This window comes from Carnobacterium viridans (genome assembly GCF_900102725.1).
GTDB classification, from domain to species: domain Bacteria; phylum Bacillota; class Bacilli; order Lactobacillales; family Carnobacteriaceae; genus Carnobacterium_B; species Carnobacterium_B viridans.
The window spans coordinates 1,688,393-1,707,132 of record NZ_FNJW01000008.1 but is presented as its reverse complement, the minus strand read 5'-3'; the positions used below and the strand labels follow the sequence as shown (position 1 = coordinate 1,707,132).

At 33.7% G+C, this 18,740-nt stretch carries 20 protein-coding genes; 6 read left to right on the top strand and 14 right to left on the bottom strand.

What is annotated here, in order from left to right; genetic code table 11:
• Window positions 1–31: 31 nt before the first annotated feature.
• From BLT48_RS09685 to BLT48_RS09660, 6 genes are all read right to left on the bottom strand, one after another.
• Window positions 32–754, bottom strand: coding sequence for an amino acid ABC transporter ATP-binding protein (locus BLT48_RS09685; RefSeq protein WP_035021127.1), 723 nt, complete (start codon window positions 752–754; stop codon window positions 32–34).
• Between the two features lie 298 nt (window positions 755–1,052).
• Complete coding sequence (locus tag BLT48_RS09680; RefSeq protein WP_035021126.1) at window positions 1,053–2,051, bottom strand: LLM class flavin-dependent oxidoreductase; 999 nt, start codon at window positions 2,049–2,051, stop codon at window positions 1,053–1,055.
• A 263-nt stretch (window positions 2,052–2,314) separates the two neighbouring features.
• A complete protein-coding gene (locus tag BLT48_RS09675; RefSeq protein WP_089977625.1) occupies window positions 2,315–2,749 on the bottom strand; it encodes a VOC family protein in 435 nt (144 codons plus the stop codon).
• Window positions 2,750–2,842: 93 nt separating this feature from the next.
• Window positions 2,843–3,841 (bottom strand): CdaR family transcriptional regulator, encoded by a 999-nt coding sequence (locus tag BLT48_RS09670; protein WP_035021125.1) that lies wholly within the window; start codon window positions 3,839–3,841, stop codon window positions 2,843–2,845.
• Between the two features lie 135 nt (window positions 3,842–3,976).
• Complete coding sequence (locus BLT48_RS09665; protein ID WP_035021123.1) at window positions 3,977–5,128, bottom strand: glycerate kinase family protein; 1,152 nt, start codon at window positions 5,126–5,128, stop codon at window positions 3,977–3,979.
• A 23-nt stretch (window positions 5,129–5,151) separates the two neighbouring features.
• Window positions 5,152–6,444: a GntP family permease gene (locus tag BLT48_RS09660; protein ID WP_035021120.1), complete on the bottom strand. Its 1,293-nt coding sequence runs from the start codon at window positions 6,442–6,444 to the stop codon at window positions 5,152–5,154.
• 254 nt (window positions 6,445–6,698) lie between these two features.
• On the opposite strand from BLT48_RS09660, the gene BLT48_RS09655 reads away from it, so the two are divergent.
• Window positions 6,699–7,598 (top strand): DUF368 domain-containing protein, encoded by a 900-nt coding sequence (locus tag BLT48_RS09655; RefSeq protein WP_089977623.1) that lies wholly within the window; start codon window positions 6,699–6,701, stop codon window positions 7,596–7,598.
• 182 nt (window positions 7,599–7,780) lie between these two features.
• Here the strand turns inward: BLT48_RS09655 and BLT48_RS09650 are convergent, their stop codons facing one another.
• The 3 genes from BLT48_RS09650 to BLT48_RS09640 all read right to left on the bottom strand — a co-directional run bounded on the left by BLT48_RS09650 (window position 7,781) and on the right by BLT48_RS09640 (window position 9,077).
• Window positions 7,781–8,290 carry a hypothetical protein gene (locus BLT48_RS09650; RefSeq protein ID WP_035021117.1) on the bottom strand — a complete coding sequence of 170 codons (510 nt, stop codon included), beginning with the start codon at window positions 8,288–8,290 and terminating at the stop codon, window positions 7,781–7,783.
• An 18-nt stretch (window positions 8,291–8,308) separates the two neighbouring features.
• The gene (locus BLT48_RS09645; protein WP_035021115.1) at window positions 8,309–8,509 is read right to left on the bottom strand and encodes a hypothetical protein; all 201 of its coding nucleotides are present in this window, start codon (window positions 8,507–8,509) and stop codon (window positions 8,309–8,311) included.
• Between the two features lie 103 nt (window positions 8,510–8,612).
• On the bottom strand, window positions 8,613–9,077 hold the full coding sequence (locus BLT48_RS09640; protein ID WP_051923358.1) for a hypothetical protein: 465 nt from the start codon (window positions 9,075–9,077) through the stop codon (window positions 8,613–8,615).
• A 373-nt stretch (window positions 9,078–9,450) separates the two neighbouring features.
• Between BLT48_RS09640 and BLT48_RS09635 the strand changes: the two genes are divergently transcribed.
• Entirely contained in the window at window positions 9,451–10,536 is a 1,086-nt protein-coding gene (locus BLT48_RS09635; RefSeq protein WP_035021113.1) for an AI-2E family transporter, read from the top strand.
• A gap of 274 nt (window positions 10,537–10,810) precedes the next feature.
• Here BLT48_RS09635 and fghA read toward each other — a convergent pair whose 3' ends face one another.
• The 4 genes from fghA to BLT48_RS09615 form a co-directional block, all read right to left on the bottom strand.
• Entirely contained in the window at window positions 10,811–11,644 is an 834-nt protein-coding gene (gene fghA / locus BLT48_RS09630; protein ID WP_089977618.1) for an S-formylglutathione hydrolase, read from the bottom strand.
• Between the two features lie 4 nt (window positions 11,645–11,648).
• The gene (locus tag BLT48_RS09625; RefSeq protein ID WP_089977615.1) at window positions 11,649–12,764 is read right to left on the bottom strand and encodes an S-(hydroxymethyl)glutathione dehydrogenase/class III alcohol dehydrogenase; all 1,116 of its coding nucleotides are present in this window, start codon (window positions 12,762–12,764) and stop codon (window positions 11,649–11,651) included.
• Between the two features lie 262 nt (window positions 12,765–13,026).
• Window positions 13,027–13,956, bottom strand: coding sequence for a diguanylate cyclase (locus tag BLT48_RS09620; protein ID WP_089977612.1), 930 nt, complete (start codon window positions 13,954–13,956; stop codon window positions 13,027–13,029).
• Window positions 13,957–13,967: 11 nt separating this feature from the next.
• A complete protein-coding gene (locus BLT48_RS09615) occupies window positions 13,968–14,708 on the bottom strand; it encodes an alpha/beta fold hydrolase (protein WP_267462154.1) in 741 nt (246 codons plus the stop codon).
• A 520-nt stretch (window positions 14,709–15,228) separates the two neighbouring features.
• Between BLT48_RS09615 and BLT48_RS09610 the strand changes: the two genes are divergently transcribed.
• The 3 genes from BLT48_RS09610 to BLT48_RS09600 all read left to right on the top strand — a co-directional run bounded on the left by BLT48_RS09610 (window position 15,229) and on the right by BLT48_RS09600 (window position 16,622).
• Complete coding sequence (locus BLT48_RS09610) at window positions 15,229–15,771, top strand: MarR family winged helix-turn-helix transcriptional regulator (RefSeq protein WP_089977604.1); 543 nt, start codon at window positions 15,229–15,231, stop codon at window positions 15,769–15,771.
• A complete protein-coding gene (locus BLT48_RS09605) occupies window positions 15,758–16,120 on the top strand; it encodes a rhodanese-like domain-containing protein (protein WP_089977601.1) in 363 nt (120 codons plus the stop codon). The genes BLT48_RS09610 and BLT48_RS09605 overlap by 14 nt, the downstream gene beginning before the upstream one ends.
• A 175-nt stretch (window positions 16,121–16,295) precedes the next feature.
• Complete coding sequence (locus BLT48_RS09600) at window positions 16,296–16,622, top strand: hypothetical protein (protein ID WP_035021104.1); 327 nt, start codon at window positions 16,296–16,298, stop codon at window positions 16,620–16,622.
• Window positions 16,623–16,717: 95 nt separating this feature from the next.
• On the opposite strand, the gene BLT48_RS09595 is transcribed toward BLT48_RS09600, so the two are convergent.
• The gene (locus tag BLT48_RS09595) at window positions 16,718–18,151 is read right to left on the bottom strand and encodes a SulP family inorganic anion transporter (protein ID WP_089977599.1); all 1,434 of its coding nucleotides are present in this window, start codon (window positions 18,149–18,151) and stop codon (window positions 16,718–16,720) included.
• A gap of 157 nt (window positions 18,152–18,308) precedes the next feature.
• Here BLT48_RS09595 and BLT48_RS09590 point away from each other — a divergent pair, with 157 nt between their 5' ends.
• On the top strand, window positions 18,309–18,731 hold the full coding sequence (locus BLT48_RS09590) for a hypothetical protein (protein ID WP_035021102.1): 423 nt from the start codon (window positions 18,309–18,311) through the stop codon (window positions 18,729–18,731).
• The last annotated feature ends 9 nt before the right edge of the window (window positions 18,732–18,740 follow it).

Sequence of the window (18,740 nt, the reverse complement as noted above, 5' to 3'; positions counted from 1 at the left end):
TTATTTTTCCTCCTCAGGATATCCTTATTTTTTATCTTAAAATTTTGCTTAAAAATTCTTTTGTTCTTTCATGAGTTGGGTTTTCAAAAAAGTGTTCTGGCGGTCCTACTTCTAAAATGGTTCCATTATCCATAAAAATGACACGATCTGCTACTTGTTTAGCAAAACCCATTTCATGGGTCACAACGACCATTGTAATATTCATGCTTGATAACTTAATCATCACGTCCAATACTTCTTGAACCGTCTCTGGATCTAAAGCAGATGTAGGTTCATCGAATAGAATGATTTTCTTTTCAGAACAGAGCGACCTGGCAATAGCGACTCTTTGCTGTTGACCTCCTGAGAGTGTTGAAGGGTATGCTGTTGCTTTTTCTCGTAAACCTACGATATCTAGATACCGATAAGCTAGTTCTTCTGCTTCTTTTTTTGATTTATTCTGTAATTTCATAGGACCAATTGTCAGATTTCCTAACACCGTCATATGCGGATAAAGATTAAACTGTTGAAAGACCATTGCAGAAGAATTTCGTACCATCTCTAATTTGTTTTTTTCTGTTATTTGATTGCCATCTATATAGACTTCTCCTGTCGTAGGTTCCTCAAGAAAATTCATGCATCTAACTGTGGTACTTTTTCCAGAACCAGAAGGGCCTATGATAACGACTTTTTCACCTTCAGCCACCTCTAAATTAACATCTTTTAGTACATGATGGTCGCCGAAATATTTATTTACATTCTGTAGCTTGATCAACTCTGTATCATCTCCTTTACAAAAACATTGATGGTAATCAGTAATTTTTTAAGCAGGCGAGGTCTTTCTTGCTGCTTAAATCAATAGTATAAATACACATTTATGAGAAATCAATTAACATTTACCTTAATCATGTAACATTTTCTCACATGGACTTAATACAAAAAGACTAAAAAGCCTTTAGTTACTCTACTTAAACACCATTAAAATTTTATCATTTTTCTCATTATTTTATTAAAAAATAAAAAAACCACTTCCAACCAATGACTATTCCTTGGTTGGAAGTGGAGGTGATTTATTATTTGTTTAGTAATTCTTTGGCTAATAAACGATACACATCTAAGCGTTTTTCTTGTGAATGGGGAATACTGCAGATCATCGCTTCATCAAAACCATATTTTTCTTGATCTTCTAATAATTTTGCAGCGATTTCTTTTGGTGTACCTACTAAATGCAATTCACGTCCTTGTTTTATTGTTAATTGATCAATTTCGGTTAAAGGATAATATTGTGCTTCTTCAGGCGTCAACAATTGACCCATCTGGCCTTTTCTCATCAATAGACGTGCAATATCTTGTGGTTTAGCTTCATATTCTGCTTCTTCTCTAGTTTCAGCTGTTGTAACAAGATACGCTACATTGATGTATGGTTTGTCCATAAATGCAGAGGGTTGAAAATTAACTTTGTATTCATCCAAGATATCTTTTGTCATTCCACCCATAAAGAATTGAGCAAACGAATAACCTACTCCCATTTGGGCTGCCTTCCGCGCACTGCTGCCGCTCGAACCAAGTAGCCAAGCTTCAGGCAACTGAATATGTGAAGGAGTAGCAATTGTTCGGGTGTATATTCGTTCTTCAGGTACTTCATCATTGATTAATTTTAATGCGGTATCGAATTTTTCATACATATTGTCCAACATCGGCTGACGACCTTCTGATAGAGCATAAATAGAATTATTATCGCCACCTGGAGCACGACCTACTCCAAAATCGATTCGTCCTGGCGAAAAAGCACTTAACGTTTTAAAAACTTCCGCTAATTTCAAAGGTGAATAATGCATCATCATGACTCCACCTGTGCCGATTCGAATATTTTTTGTTTTTGCCGCTAAATGAGCTGCAGTGATTTCAGGAGCTGAACTTGCAAAACCATTTGTTCCATGGTGCTCTGCCATCCACATACGTGTGTACCCTAATTCATCCGCTAAAATAGCTAGTTCTTCAGCTTTTGCTAAAGCATCTGCAGCTGTATTTCCACTTGTAATAGGTGCTTGATCTAAGACACTTAATCTCACTACTTTTCCACTCCTTCATTATCCTAACACTTTTGTAATCACTTTTAACTCGTATCTGTCTAACTTTTTTTGCCACAGTAAGAGTTATTTTTGTTCCCTTGTTCATCATTATAAAGAAACACGGGTATTATTTCTATACACACGGGTTAGCTACTGTGGAAATCATTTTAAAAAAAACGAAACAAAGATAAGAATACCCTATTAGATTAGTTAAAAAACCAAATCTCACAAGTTATTCTACGTTTTTTTGTAGAAATTAGTTCTTATTCAAAATCTTCGCTTAATATTTTCACACGATCTTCAAAAGATACTTCTTGATGGATTTCGTGCAGCATCCAAACATAACCAAAGCTGTCTAAAAACATTGCATTTGAAATACCCATTTCCTCCATTTTTGTAATTGGTTGAATAACTGTTGCTCCTGCAGCAACTGCTTTATCAAATACTACTTGAATATTGGGTACCACTACATTAAACCAAAATGATTGGTTACTATCTTCTTTTGGTGCAAACAATTGGTATTCAGGATTTTCATCGAGCATGTGGAAACGAGTACCATAAATTGTGAAAACTGCTTCGTTGTTTCCTACTTTAAAATCTGTTGCCTCAACTATTACAACCTCAAAAATGGAGCTGTACTCTTCCAAAGCTGCTTTACTATCTTTTACAACAAAATCAATTTCAACTCCTGTGATCATTTATGCACCCTCCTAGTACTATTTTTTATCACTTATAGTATACCATCTATAAAACTTAGTAGAGTTATACAAGGACTACTACAACTATAATTTTTAATTATTTAGAGAGAAATAAGCAAAATGATAAAACAACTCCCATAATTCATACCAAACTCGAGGATTTTTTCCAGTTAATTCTTCAATTTTTTGGATTCTATAATTCAATGTATTTCTATGGATATGAAGTTCTAGCGAAGTATCACTGATGCTTTTATTATTTTGCGCGAAACTAATGAGTGTTTCTACATATTCCGGTGCCACTTCCTTTATCTTATTCAACAGTTCTTGGTTAGGAGGAAGAGAAGATGAGAATAAATTGGCTAAATAGCAGCTATCTGTTTTATTGACTCCATCTTTCTTTGTGTTTAAAAAAGAGAGTATTGCATATGTCTGTTTGATATCTTGAAGAATTTGACCGATATTTTTTTCACTAGAACTCACAACAACAAATTCTTTAGTAGTTGTTTTTAATGAATCAATGGTTTCCACAAAAATAATAAAACCTCCAGACCATTCAAACAATTCTTTCTTAGACGCAATTGCTCTCAGTATTTCCTTCTTTTCAGCAAAAACACCATAATAAGGTTGCCCCAATTCTAAATCGTATTTTTCATTTGCTTCTTTTTTTAACGATTCTGTATACATCCCTTCTGACCGGATAATTTGTTTCAAAAGGTTATTCTTTGCCACTCTATTCTCTTCTTTTTGTTTATAAATATTCAATTCTTCAATAAGGAGTAGCGAAACCGTTTTAACAATTTTTGTGAATGGACGAACTTCATTAGGGTCGCCTGTAATTCCGACTACTCCAATGATAGTGCCTTCATAGATTATAGGCTCATTTGTCCCTTTTTTCTCTAAATGCGTATCTCGGTAAACCTCTATGATCTTCTTTTCTTTGATTGCTCGTTCAGCTGCTCTATGAGAAGTTCCAATACGATTACTGTCACCACTTGCAATAATAATACCTAATTCATTCATAATATTGATATTGTAAGGAATATCTTCCATAAGTTTACTGACGATTAGACTAGCCTGACTATTCGTTAACACGTTACTTCTGCCACCTTTTCTATACAAAAAACAGTTTAGAATGATACATCCTAAACTGTTTTTTCTTATCTTCTAAGTTAAAGTATCTTCTTATAAACTTAAAATATCAAGTTTATCTCCTAAAATAGATGAGGCTTATTTCTGTTCACTGGTTAAGAATAAGATTCGAGCAATATTTTCACATGTTCGTTCTAGATTTGATTCGCCATTCTTCAAAGCTTCGTCAATTGATTTGGCTTTTGAGAGAATCCCAAAAATAGCCGTTATCCCCTCATCATATAGCACCTCAACATCTTTTCCAATATAACCAGCACAAGCAAAGACAGGTTTTTGATACTGTTTCGCAACTTTTGCGACCCCATATGGCGCTTTTCCGAATTTAGTTTGAAAATCCATGCCACCTTCACCAGTAAAAATAAAATCAGCTTCAGCAATCTGTTCCTCTAATTGATTGATCTCAATGACTATATCAATTCCAGGTCGTAGTGTGGCATTTGTAAAGGCTAACAAACCAGCGCCTAGCCCACCTGCTGCTCCAGCCCCTGGTAGATGTTCAATAGATTTTTGAACATCTTTTTGAATGATATGCGCGTAGTGTTTTAAATTAGAGTCTAATTGTTCCACCATTTCTGGAGTAGCTCCTTTTTGAGGACCAAATACATGAGCAGCCCCATGCTCTCCAGTCAATGGGTTTGTAACATCGCTAGCCACTTCAATTTCGATTTCTTTTATTCGAGGATCTAATTCAGCAGTATCGATTGATACTAATTGATTTAAAGAACCTCCTCCTTGAGGAATCGATTGTCCGTTTCCGTCTAAAAACTTCACACCCAATGCTTCGGCCATCCCAGCCCCGCCATCATTCGTTACACTACCGCCAATTCCGATAATGATTTTTTCTACACCGTGATCTAGAGCCGCTTTAATCAATTCTCCAGTACCATACGTAGAAGTGATCAATGGGTTTCGACGCTCTTTTGGTAATAATTCTATCCCATTTGCTTTTGCCATTTCAATGACAGCCGTTTTATTATCGCCTAAAATACCAAAGTAGGCCGTTACTTTTCCCTCAGGAATCGGACCAGACACTTCAACATTGATTCGCCTTCCTTTTGTTGCATCCACTAATGAATCAACCGTTCCTTCGCCTCCATCAGCCATTGGAACAAGACTGATTTCTGCATCCTTAAATACTTTTTTGATTCCTCTAGCCATCGCTTCACAGGCTTCTTTTGCGCTCATACTTTCCTTGAACGAATCTGGTGCAACAACAAATCTTTTTACCATTATATTTGCCTCTTTTCCCTTAATTAGTTAAGAATAAATCCATACAAAATAGTTGCAACTACAGTCATTGCCCCACCTACACACATCTCGTAAGGAATAACCTTCAATCTTTCTTTTATCGTCATGTTCATACTATTTGCACTAATATGGAAATAATTCCCTTGAGGAACACTATCAATAACGATTGATCCTGTGTGAACCATTACAGATGCTGCTAAAGAAGAAGTTCCTGTATCTAGAATAGCTTGTCCAAATGATCCAGTAGCCAATATAACAGCAGTAGATGTTGATCCTACAGCTAATCCCATCAAAATACCTGAAATTGGCGCTAAGAATGTTCCAGAAATACCTATCGTGTCAATTAATTTCACAACTTGTACAGATAAATCAGAAGCAGATATCAATCCTGCAATTGCACCAGCTCCAATCAAAATAAGTACCGTATCTGTTACCCGTTTAATTCCTGAAGAAGCGTATTCACTAATTTTGTTCGCATGTCCCATTGCAATCGTTCCTACGACTGAAGCAAAAGGAAGAATATATAAAGCATCAATTTTTAAATTTGTGAGGACCTCTATTTTTAGTAGGGTTCCAATTGGGTTAATCAATAAAAGAACAATTGAAAGTATCGGCGCAATCAACGCTTTTCCCAATGCCATTAATTCTTTTGCTTCTTTTTTAAGAATATCCCTATCTCTTACCATTTCACCTTTACTTTTAATTAGATTGGCCACAATAACAGCTGTTGCAAGTCCGAATAAAGCAGGAATAAATCCAGCTAACATCACACTGCTCAAATTCAAGCCAAAACCATCTGCTGCTGCAATCGTATTTGGATTAGGAGAAATAATATTTCCTGCTTTCCCTCCACCAGATAAGGCCGTTAATAAAGCAATCTTACTAATCCCTGTTTGTTTTCCAACTGATAATGCAATTGGTGCAACAATTAGAACTGCTACTGGAATAAATACTTCTACAGCCGTTATGATCATTGTCGAAAGAGCTAATGATAAGATAGCTTTCTTATCTCCAAGTTTCGTTACAATCGCATTAGCAATGGATTCTGCCGCTCCAGATTCCATCATTACACCCGCAAGCATTCCCGCAGCCAGAACGCGGATAGCGGTTCCAATAACACTTTGTGTACCACTGATTTGAATATCAATAGTACTCACCAAGGAAGCCCCACCTACTAAACAACCAACGATGGCTCCAAAAAATAAAGAATATACTGGATTGAACTTTTTCAATATCAGTACAATTGCAACAATCAATCCAATAATTGCTGCAAACCATGGAATCGTACTATCTAACATCTTTAAACATCCCCCAACTTAATCTGTGTGCGCTTACATTATATTTTTCATTACCAGAAAAAGCTATTGTCAGGTTAACAAACCTAATTGTGCAACTGCACAATTAGGACGAAATATTAGAATTTATAAACGTATTGTCCGTATTAAATACTTATATCAATACCAGATAATAGAAAAAATATATACGAGAAGGAATAAATTTGGTAAAGTTGGTGGAGTTATATTTATATAAACCAAGAAAAAGGAGTATGAAAATGGGATATTTAATAGATTTTCTAAAAGGCATTATTATAGGAATAGCCAATATTATTCCCGGTGTAAGTGGAGGAACGATGGCTGTCTCGTTGGATATTTACGATCGATTAATTTCATCAATTAGTCATTTATTTAAAAATTGGAAAGATAGTTTAAAAACATTAGTTCCTATATTAATAGGGGCCGTTGTCGGAATAGTTGCGTTTACCTATACTATTGAGTTCTTATTGAGCTCATATACTTTGCCAACTGCCTTAGCTTTTATAGGCTTAATTTTAGGTGGTATTCCAGGTTTATGGAAATCTTTTCAAAATGGGTTAAAGAAACAAAAACAGACATTATCGATTAGTCATATTATTGCTTTTGTTCTCATGTTTGCATTAGTTGTTATTATACTCCCGTTACTTCAAGGATCAGGAACCTCTTTAACAGCCATTCAATTAGATCCATTAAGTTTAATCAAGTTATTCATAATTGGGATTATTGCATCAGCAACGATGGTCATTCCGGGAGTAAGCGGGTCGTTAATTTTAATGGTCTTAGGTTATTATTATTTAATCATCAACACTATAACAATATTTATATCTGCTTTACGAACAGGGGATATGGAGTCCCTATTGCCTAATTTTATCCTTCTGTTTGTCTTTGGTTTAGGCGTTTTGATTGGTATCTTTTTGATTAGCAAAGCGATAGAATTCTTATTCGAACATTATAGTTCAGTAACTTACAGTGGAATCTTAGGTTTAGTGATTGCTTCCCCATTTGCTATTTTGTACAATACAAATGCACTAAATGATTTACAGACCTCTCATGCATTGCCGTTCGCTTTAGTAGGTTTAGTACTATTGATCCTTTGTTATTATGGTATTTACCAGTTAGGTAAAAACGAAGCCAGTTAAATCTCCATTGTAATGTTAACATAAGTAGGAACTGAATATTTTATATCTCTTATTAAGTTAAAAGGTATAAGCAAAGAGGTTTGGACATAATAATATGTCCAAACCTCTTTTATTCTTCCATACCCTTATTTTCGTACTTGATTACTATTTTTATGAGTATTTACCTCATAATTTTAAGGACATTAATGCACTATTACAGGTGTAAATGCAAGGCTGTATAAAGATGATGGATAAAGATAGTAGAGAAACCTTTTATTATCATCAGTTTCCGACTTTACGTATACAGCTGTCTTAGTTACTTCATTACCTTCTGTTACTTTTAGTTTAAAATAATCCGTTTCATTTGGAACCTTTACAAAAATGCTACCCAATGGATCAATACTACCAAATAGATATTGTGCACTTCTTGTAGTGACCTGAGCTTCATTTTCTTCACTCCAACGGAAACCGTCTCCTATTGAAAATTTAGTTCCTTGATTTGGTTGATTACCTGCATAACCGGAAATATATTGAACTGTTTTACTAACTTTTACATATTCATATATTGGATGTTGCGGAACAGTTATTACCTTTACTTGATTATTAAAAGGGCTAGTCACAGCAGCCTCTTCATAAAGTAGGTCAATCCTCGTAAAAACCAAAATGACTCCCACTAAAATAAAAAGGATCCAATAAAAAATCTTTTTTTTCATTGACCTTATCTCCTTAGTTTATTCATTCATATTTAAAAGTTGAGAAACAACTTCAGCACTACCGGGTAAAAACATAAAGAGTGACATTAAAACAAGTAAACTGCCAAAAATAAATAATATTATGACAAGTTTAACTTCACGTGAAACACCTTTCTTTAACCCACCCGCTACAAGCAAAGCAACTCCTATAAATAATATTAAAAAATACCAAAAACCCATTAAATCTCCTACTTTCTTTAATTATTAGCCTTCGTTAAATTTATTTAAAAGGCTTTTTTTAATATAATCCTATTCATTAAATCTATAATAAGCAACTAATTTCTTAGTCATCAAGAAGCTTAATAGAAAAATCACCGCATTCTATTATCATCATTGCTTGTGAGAAAAAAATAATTTCATGTTTTAAGCGATCATTCTTTATTAAAGTTAATTCATCAAGTGACCATTCATCTAACCCTCGATTGAACAATATTTTTTGGGTTTCAACTACTTTACTTCTAGAAATATCAAAGTCAAAAGAATATACCGTAACATCTTTCCATAATAACTCATATAAAGTATCATCCCAGTACTTTATTTTAGCCGAAACAGTTACTATACTTTTTTGGGAGTCATCAGGTACTTCGGGAACATAGTCGTTTAATACTTTTATTTCACATATCAAACTATCATGAAATGATGTGTTTAATAAAAAATTATAAGTATTAGCATCGAGTACTGTATCTAAACATTTTAAATTATTCCTGTAACCTTCAATATCGTGTTTTTCTTCAGTAAAGTATTCCATAAGTTTCTCCTCACATAATGAATAATACATTTTTCCAATTTATTATCTCTAATTTTGATTGGAAAGTAACGCACCCATTGGTTTACATTTAGCAACCAACTGTTTACATCTAATAAAAATAGGTCATTTAAGTCTGTTTTTCTAGTTTTTAAAATAAGAGGCTATTTATAGTTTTAGCTTTGCTCAATTTACAGTAATAGATATGTTATTATGAGACTAGCAGTTATTGCATTCAAATGAAATCTCAAAGTGTTTACATTATTAATGATCAGTAACGTTTCTTTCTTGGTTATTTTCAATTCCTTGTAAGATTCAATCTTATCTAACAACATAAATAAATTAAACAGACCTACAAGAAGGAGATTATTTTTTTATGAAACATCTTAAACATTCAAAATTGTTATTATGGACACTATGGGTATTAGCAATGGTGTTAATTATTTACTATGCAACTAAGATTAGCTTTGTTTTCCAACCACTATTTGTCCTATTTTCGACACTTTTTATTCCTATTTTAAGCGCTGGATTCTTATTTTACTTGTTGAACCCTTTGATTAGCGTAATGCAAAAATTCAAAATCAAACGCAGCTATGCTATTATTTTAGTAATGTTTCTATTTCTTGGGGGAGCTACTATTTTTATTATTAAAACTTTCCCCATCTTGATGAACCAACTATCCGATTTAGTTGCTAATAGTCCTGCTATTCTCTCAGATATTGAGATTCAAACGAAAGACATAGCATTACTCTCTCCATTTAATAATGTTGATTTAGACGAAACTTTAAATCAGCTAAATCTTTCACTTGATGCTTTTTCCAAAACTATCTTATCTAGTTTCACTACCAGTATTAGTTCTATCATTGGAGCTATCGCTAATTTAACAATCGTATTAATCACGGTACCAATTGTTCTCTTTTATATGTTCCGTGATGGTGAAAAATTACAATTGGCTGTGACTCATTTATTTCCCAACAAATATCAAAAACATGTCTTTGAATTGCTTCATCAGACTAACATTGTGATTACTGCTTACATCAGTGGAAAAGGCTTAGCAAGTATCGTTGTTGCTGTTTTGATATACTTTGGCTTTTTAATAATTGGATTACCTTACACCTTATTATTGGCAATTGTTAATGGATTTACTAACCTTATACCTTATATCGGTCCTTTCATTGGCGCTGTACCAGCTATTCTAGTCGCCTTAACGATCTCTCCAACAACTGCTTTATTGGTCGCCTTAATCGTATTAGTCGTTCAACAACTTGATGCTAACTTTCTGACACCGAAATTTGTTGGAAAATCATTAGCTATTCATCCCTTAACAATTATTATCATTTTATTAGTAGCTGGGAAAATGCTGGGAATTATAGGGATTATTTTCGGAGTTCCCGCTTTTGCTGTAATTAAAACAATAGTTATTTATATTAAAAATACTCAAATTGCTGAAGAAAAACATTAATAATTGAATTTCTTTTATTTAGTACAAAGATCGTAGTTCTTATTTCATTAAGTGTAGGTATATCGCTATTAATTCTACTAGAAAAAATAAAAAATTTATTATTGGACATTTTTTTATTTTTAAAAACACCTTATAGCTGGCGTACTAAAGTACGCCAGCTATAAGGTGTTTTGTATTTCCCTCTTACATTGAGGTAGTCTATTAATGTTTAAATAATTGACCATAGTAAATAGATGCAACAAAATTACCTATTTTATACTCATTAGCCATTTCTTTATTTTTTTAATTCATTCACATGAAATTGGATATGCTCTTCTATAAAAGTCGCAATTGTAAAGTAACTATGATCGTATCCTTTTTCTGACTGATAAAAAACAGGTTTATCTCCTGCTGCTTTTAAAAATTCACTTTCTTGCAATTGCACATCATAAAAATTATCAGATGTACCTTGTGTGATTAAAATAGGCGGAACTTTTTCTGCTTGTTCAATCAAGCTTGTAGAATCCCATTCTTGCCATGAAGATTCATCTGAACCTAAATAAGCTGTAAATGCTTTTTTACCCCAAGGTACTTTTGCGGGATTTAAAATTGGTGCGAACGCTGAAATGGAAGCAAATCGTCCCGGTTCTTTTAATCCCATCATGATTGCTCCATGTCCACCCATTGAGTGTCCCATAATGCTTTCTTTTCCTGAAAAATGTGGAATCAAACTATGCACTATTTGAGGAAGTTCTTCTGTTAGATACGTATGCATTTGATAATTCTCAACCCACGGATTTTCTGTGGCATTTAGATAAAAGCTTGCACCTTTACCTAAGTCCCAACCTTCATCGTCCGGTACATTTTCCCCCCGTGGAGAAGTATCCGGAATAATCACGGCAACTGCCTGATCCGCAGCAGTTTTTTGAAAGCCGCTTTTTTGACTAAAATTATCATCTGTACAAGTCAATCCTGATAACCACCAAATAAGCGATAATTTCTTTTCTTCATACAACGGCGGCAAGTACAGGCTAAATACCATATCACAATTTAATACTTTGGAAAAATGACGGTATTTGCGTTGCTCTCCTTGAAAAGAGAGATGCATTTCAAGCTGTTCGACAACCATATAATCACTCCTCATACGTTAAAATAGTGCGGATTGATTCACCTTTGTGCAATAAATCAAACGCTTCATTAATATCTTTAAACGGTAAATGATGCGTAATAAACGAATCTAGATCAATTTCACCATCCATAAAATCTTGAACCATTCCTGGCAACTCCGTGCGCCCTTTTACTCCGCCAAATGCTGACCCGCGCCATACACGGCCCGTTACTAATTGGAACGGACGTGTGTGAATTTCTTTCCCAGCACCAGCGACACCAATGATAATGCTTTCTCCCCATCCTTTGTGACAAGCTTCAAGGGCAGATTTCATCACTTCAACGTTACCGATACATTCAAAACTGTAATCTACGCCACCGTTTGTCATTTCCACTATAACTTCTTGGATTGGTCGATCATAATCAGCAGGATTAACGAAATCAGTCGCTCCCATTTGTTTGGCTAATTCCCATTTATCAGGATTTAAATCTACAGCAATAATACGTTTTGCATTTGCTTTCTTTAATCCTTGAATAACCGCTAAACCAATTGCTCCTAATCCAAATACTGCTGTTGTAGCATCTTCTTCGACTTTTGCAGTATGTTTAACAGCTCCAAGACCAGTAGTGACTCCACAACCAAACAAACAAACTTTGTCTAGAGGAGCATCTTCATCAACTTTTACTAAGTTGATTTCATTGACTACCGTATATTCACTGAATGTACTTGTTCCCATATAGTGATAAATAGGTTCTCCCTTATATGAAAATCTTGTCGTTCCGTCAGGCATTAAACCTTTTCCTTGAGTCTCACGAACTGCACTACATAAATTAGTTTTACCAGAAAGACAGAACTCACATTTCCCACACTCTGGTGTATATAAAGGAATGACATGATCTCCTGATTTTACAGAAGTTACTCCTTTACCCACGGATACAACTACTCCAGCTCCCTCATGTCCTAAAACAGCTGGGAAAATCCCCTCTGGATCTTCTCCTGATAACGTAAATGCATCGGTGTGACAAACAGATGTGTACAATATTTTCACTAATACTTCATTTTCTTTTGGCTCTTCTACATCAATCTCAACGATTTTAAGTGGCTCATTTGGTCCAAATGCTACTGCCGCTCTACTTTTCATATTTTTCCTTCTTTCTTTTAAACTAGTTCTTCTTCAATCCTACTTGTATTATATAATGAACACAACATTAATACTCCTATTTGGTGTATTACAAATTTTACATTCAGTAATGAAAAAATTAAAAATAATTTTGAACATCCGTTAATGAAACCTGCTAAAGAATAATTTATACCTTTAAAACAACGTAAGATGCCTCAGTTACGTTGTTTTATCTAGGTATTAAATTTAATTAATCAAATTATTTAACGAAGAGCTCCTATTTTTAAAGATCATCTACCAGTACTACTTGATCACGACCATTTCTTTTTGCTTTATAAAGAGAACGATCAGCCCCAACAATGATATCGCTAATTTCGCTTGGATAAGAAACCATATTAACGCCCAAACTAATTGTAATAGAAACTCCCTGCCATCTCTGACTTTTCACTCTCTTGCGAAAAAGATCGGCTTTTTTATAAGCTGCAGTCTTATCTTGATCCGGTAAAAGGATAATGAATTCTTCGCCTCCAAACCGTGCTAACGTACATGAGGAATCAAAGAACCCTCTCATTTCATTAGCTAGGCCAATTAATACTTCATCACCAACATGATGACCATATTGATCATTAACTTGCTTAAAATTATCCACATCAAGAATACAAATTGAAAATACACGACCACCCTGTTGGTATTCTTCATATATCTTCTCTATTTTCATTAAAAAAACTCTTCTATTATACAACTTAGTTAACCAATCTTTTTCTGCATAATGCTTCAAAGTTTGATTCGAAATTATGAGCTCTTCATGTAGGCGTGTTTTTTCTTTTAAGGTCTCTTCAAGAGCTTTATTAATGGAACGAATTTCCTTCATATACTCCATCCGTTGAGCAACAGGTACAATAAAACAAATGATCGTATGCTCTGGTTCAGTTATTTGTGCATTAAACATCACATACCTTACTTCTTGTGTACTTGTTCGAATTGAAATATAGATTTCTTGAATCTCTTTTTCCATCCTTAGTTTTGGATAAAGCATAGAGTTGAAGAAAAATCTGGCTCCATTATCCATAACCATTTCAAAATGTTGACCAACTAGTTCATCAGCTGAATAGCCAACTAATTTTACAAATGTATCATTGACTGCAAGGATATCCCCACCAAAATTAAGTGTCACAAGAGGGATAATTGCCTGCTGCCAAATTTTATCATACATTATACAACCTCCTATTTTAAACTAAGCTTAATGGCTTTTACCGTTTCTTCGGGATTGCTAACATGCGGATAATGTCCTTTCGAAGATAAAATATGTAAAGTACTACCTTTAATTTCATTGACCATATATTCAGCTACTTCTATAGGTACAAAGCTATCATCTGAACACTGGATAATCACAGTGTCTGTTGTAACTTCTTTGAGAATATCACGGTAATCTACTAACAATGTCATTTCAAGAAATTGATATGTAACTTTAGGATTGCTAGATAAGAAGCTTGCTTCTACATATTTTGTTTGACTTTCACCTTCAGAAGCAGGCAATGCAACCGAAGACAGATGACTTGCCCATCCTACATAATTAAGTTCCATCATCTCAAGAATTTGAGCAACATCTTCGCGTTCAAATCCTCCATGATAACTCGGTAAATCATTTAAATATCTTGGTGATGCACCAATCATTATCACTTGTTGCACTAAATCAGGTCGTTTTTTTGCTAGTAAAAGTCCAATAGTTCCACCAACAGAATGCCCAAAAATAGTAATCTCTTGCAGCTCTAATGCATCACAAAGTGCAATCAAATCATCTGCATGCCCCATTAACGAAGAATAGCGTTCTTCCTTGTATGCTTGTAAATCTGAATTTCCTGAACCGACTAAATCTACTAGAATCAGAGTATGTGTACGCTCAAATGCTGGCGTAATCCATTGCCATGTTTGTTGACTTGAAGCAAACCCATGGATAAATAAAATTATTTTTTTTCCAGAACCAATAATGTTTAGATTATGACGCTTATAAAAATCGACGTTTATAGTAATCCACCTCTCACAATATCACTTATTTCTAGCTTCAATCATACTATATACAGAGAAGTATTTATATACTCAAAGCATAAATAAACATTAGTTACACTAGATAAACCAAATACTGAGACTAAGAGAAACTTCTTTAGTTAAAAAACAGTAAAAGAAAATGATTAGTAGTGATCGGTATAAAGAAGAAGAATTTTTAAAAGCACTAAAAAAAATAGTGAATTAAGAACCTTATTAAAACAAGGTTCTTTTTATTGTTATTTATATTGGGTAATTAAGAAAATAATAGTTCATTCATACTATCTTGTTGAGTGATTGAATTAAAAATTGCTTTTCTAGGTACTTAAATTACTATAGTAAAGTACTCTAATGTTTAAGATTATCTGTAATTGACAACTTAAAAAAAGTAATGTAAACTCAAAGTAATTAGCCAGCTAATTACTTTGAGAGGGAGATTATTTTGGTTGAATATAATTTCACTGACAGACCTACTAAAGAACGATTAGAAACACTGAAAAAAACCTTTCCAGAAGCAAATGAGTCCTTTGTTACTTTGTTTTTAGATATTCAATGGACCTATAGAGAAATGCAAAAACAATATGATAGTTTACTTGAACGTTACGGATTAACAGAAACCAAGTTTATTATCCTTATGTTTCTTTACAATGAACCTAGTCATCAGCTTCTACCTTCAATCTTATCTGAAAAGTTAGGGTCTACTCGTGCAACTATTACGAAAGTTATCAAAGGTTTGGAAAGAAGTCAGTGGATCATTAAGAAATCTTCATCGCGTGATAAAAGAGTTGTCATAATTCAGTTGACAACTGAAGGGAAAGCGTTACTGGAAAGGTTTTTACCTAATAATTATCATGCTATATCAATACTATTGTCAACATTGGATACAGCAGAACAAACAGAACTTGTTCGATTGTTAAACAAAGTAAAATTAGGAACGAAGAAAATGCAAAATGAAATGGAGCTAAATAGTAATGAAAAGAAATAAAATAGAATTATTAGAAACCTTTTTAAGTCTTTATATTAGCCATCACACAGTGTTAAATTCAACGCAAGAAGAAAACTCTCCTTATATCGTATTAGATGTACGAAATGCTCCCTCAGCAATAAAAAAAGATAAAATTTTAGGCTCAATTGAAATCCCAGCTAAAGACTTAAAGAGTCAATTGGATACATTAGATAAAAGCAAAACTTACGTTGTATATGATTGGACAGGTGGAACTATACTAGGGAAAGAAGCTCTTCTTATTCTGTTATCTGCCGGTTTTGAAGCATACGAACTGTCAGGAGCTCTTGAGGGATGGAAAGGTATGAACCTCCCTATAGAAGAGTTATAATTTCATACTTGGAATGATATCTTGAATGTAAAAAGGGCTCTAGTTTTTTAAAAAGCTTCCAAAAGTAACACATCCATTAGTTTACAATTAGCAACCAATGGTTTACATCCACTAAAAAAAGAAGGAATCACCTTATTTATAGGTTATAATATAAGAGACTTGAAAGGAGATTGTGATGTTTAATTTACTTGGTTACGGCTGGCTTACTTTAGGCAGTCTAGTTTTTGGTTTAATTGCTTGGTTTATCCCCGTCTTTAGTATTATGCGTCATAAAAAAAGAAGAGATAGCCAATCAACTACCATTGTATTGAGTATGGGGTTTTGTGCAATTGCCTTATGGTTTCAAATTTATTACACTAATTATTTAGTCACTATTCAAGATTGGACTGCACTCATGGACACAACTTTCACTTTAAATTGGATTTCAGCGATACTCCTTATTGTAACGATTACACTTAATATCATTAATATTATTTTATATAAAGATAGAACATCAGAATAACAAAAGATAGTTTACAAATTCCAAGATTTAAATATATTTAAAAAAGAAAGATATAGCCATTGCATACATGATTATGTACGAAATGGCTATATCTATTATTTTATCTTGTGTTTTGTGTTCTTCTTAAATAATTCTTTGCTTTGTTTGTTCGCATGAATAAAAGTTAAACCGGATTCTTTATTTTTACTAATCAATTTATCAATAGCTTCAACAGCTGTAGAATCCCACAAAGTCATTGCACTAACATCGATAATTAGCTCACCTTCGTGTTCAAAGTCATGTACAAAAAAGTCTAAAAATTTTTCAGCTGATGCGAAATACAGATGCCCATGTGCCTTATAATGATACTCATCATTATCTGTTCCTTTTTCTACTTGGAAATGAGTCATGCTAAAGGCTGCAAAAATAGCACTTACTAGAGTTCCAGCAACTACACCATAAGCTAGATTATGTGTAACTAAAACAATTCCAACTGTTAAGAGCATAACAAAACTTTCATTTTTAGGCATGATATTTAATCGCTTAACCGATCTCCAGTCAATGGTTTCATAGGCAACAACGACCATTACGGCTGCCAGAGCAACAATAGGAATTTGAACCACTATTTTATTAAATAATACTACTGACATTAGCATGAAGAAACCTGATAAGAACGTTGCTAAGCGACCAATTCCCCCATAGTTAAGATTAATGATCGTTTGGCCGATCATACCGCAACCAGCAATTCCACCAAAGAAACCAGACAATACGTTTCCGAGACCTTGACTCAATGATTCACGATTTTTATCACTTGGTTCATTCGTCAATTCATCCACTAATTGTGCTGTCAATAAAGATTCTACTAATCCGACGATAGCAACAGAAAGTGCAGTAGGTAGAATAATTTTCAGTGTTTCTATATTCATAGGCACACTTGGAATACCAAATTTAGGTAGGTCATTTGAAATAGTCCCTAAATCACCTAGCAATTGGACGTTCAACTCTAAACCTAAAACAAGAGCAGTAATGACTACAATTGATATAATCGGTGCAGGAATTTTTTTTGTTACTTTGGGAGCTAACAATATAATGGCAATTCCAATAATCCCAAGTACGATTAAAACTGAGTTCCCTTTGAAGTGATCCAATTGAGACAAGAACATCATAATCCCTAACCCATTTAAAAAACCCAACATAACAGGCTTTGGTATATAACGCATTAATTTCCCTACTTTAAATAAACTTAATATAACTTGTATGATTCCGGCTAAAATTGTTGCAGCGAAAAGATATTCTACTCCGTACTCAGCAACTAGATGAGCAAGCACCAATGCAACTGATCCTGCAGCTGCTGAAATTAATCCAGTACGACCTCCAAAAAAAGCAGCCGTTGCTGTGATAAAAAATGTTGCATAAATACCCACAATAGGTTCCACACCAGCAACTAACATAAAACCAATTACTTCAGGAAATAAAGCTAAGCAAACAACAATTCCAGCTAAAATATCTCCTTTTATGTTACCAAACCATTCATTTTTATACTTTTGCATAAATACCTTCCTTCTCAAACTTAAACAAAACAGCTCACAATAAGACATATTAACACATGAGTAAATAAAAAACTTTACTATTTTTTTCTGCACTATATAATGAGAGCAAGATTAAAAAATAAGAAATGTTATCTAATGAATTGTTTGGAGGAATTTTATGAAGAAAACCCTATTTTATTTAACATTTATTATTGTACCAGCTTTGTTTATTTACTTTTACAACGTTTATCTAGTGTCAATTGAAGGCCTTCTTTCAAAAGATCCACTTGCTGTAACTAGTTTTATTCGCATAGTACACATCCTTTTCCCTCTAGTTATTGCAATTGTTTTAATTTTTTTATCTTTATATTCTTTGAAATTTTCAAAATTTAAGAGCTTTTATATAGTGCTGACTGTCTACTTTATAGTCTTTTTAGCTCTTTCTATTTTACCTTTGTTTTCAAATATATTACCTCTATCTACTTCAGTAGCAGCGATATATATAATGAACGATTTCCCTTGGTACGCAGGCTACTATGGAGGAACTCTACTATTCGCTCTTGTTTACAATAAAATAAATAAACCGTTATTAATAAAATAAAGATGGAGG

Excerpts from the sequence above, each read along its gene's own strand:
- BLT48_RS09635 (WP_035021113.1), top strand. The coding sequence starts at position 9,451 with ATGAAACATCTTAAACATTCAAAATTGTTATTATGGACACTATGGGTA.
- BLT48_RS09620 (WP_089977612.1), bottom strand. The coding sequence starts at position 13,956 with ATGTATGATAAAATTTGGCAGCAGGCAATTATCCCTCTTGTGACACTT.
- BLT48_RS09665 (WP_035021123.1), bottom strand. The coding sequence starts at position 5,128 with ATGGTAAAAAGATTTGTTGTTGCACCAGATTCGTTCAAGGAAAGTATG.
- BLT48_RS09650 (WP_035021117.1), bottom strand. The coding sequence starts at position 8,290 with ATGAAAAAAAAGATTTTTTATTGGATCCTTTTTATTTTAGTGGGAGTC.
- BLT48_RS09595 (WP_089977599.1), bottom strand. The coding sequence starts at position 18,151 with ATGCAAAAGTATAAAAATGAATGGTTTGGTAACATAAAAGGAGATATT.
- BLT48_RS09605 (WP_089977601.1), top strand. The coding sequence starts at position 15,758 with ATGAAAAGAAATAAAATAGAATTATTAGAAACCTTTTTAAGTCTTTAT.
- BLT48_RS09645 (WP_035021115.1), bottom strand. The coding sequence starts at position 8,509 with ATGGGTTTTTGGTATTTTTTAATATTATTTATAGGAGTTGCTTTGCTT.
- BLT48_RS09600 (WP_035021104.1), top strand. The coding sequence starts at position 16,296 with ATGTTTAATTTACTTGGTTACGGCTGGCTTACTTTAGGCAGTCTAGTT.
- BLT48_RS09640 (WP_051923358.1), bottom strand. The coding sequence starts at position 9,077 with ATGGAATACTTTACTGAAGAAAAACACGATATTGAAGGTTACAGGAAT.
- BLT48_RS09625 (WP_089977615.1), bottom strand. The coding sequence starts at position 12,764 with ATGAAAAGTAGAGCGGCAGTAGCATTTGGACCAAATGAGCCACTTAAA.
- BLT48_RS09675 (WP_089977625.1), bottom strand. The coding sequence starts at position 2,749 with ATGATCACAGGAGTTGAAATTGATTTTGTTGTAAAAGATAGTAAAGCA.
- BLT48_RS09660 (WP_035021120.1), bottom strand. The coding sequence starts at position 6,444 with ATGTTAGATAGTACGATTCCATGGTTTGCAGCAATTATTGGATTGATT.
- fghA (WP_089977618.1), bottom strand. The coding sequence starts at position 11,644 with ATGGTTGTCGAACAGCTTGAAATGCATCTCTCTTTTCAAGGAGAGCAA.
- BLT48_RS09590 (WP_035021102.1), top strand. The coding sequence starts at position 18,309 with ATGAAGAAAACCCTATTTTATTTAACATTTATTATTGTACCAGCTTTG.
- BLT48_RS09655 (WP_089977623.1), top strand. The coding sequence starts at position 6,699 with ATGGGATATTTAATAGATTTTCTAAAAGGCATTATTATAGGAATAGCC.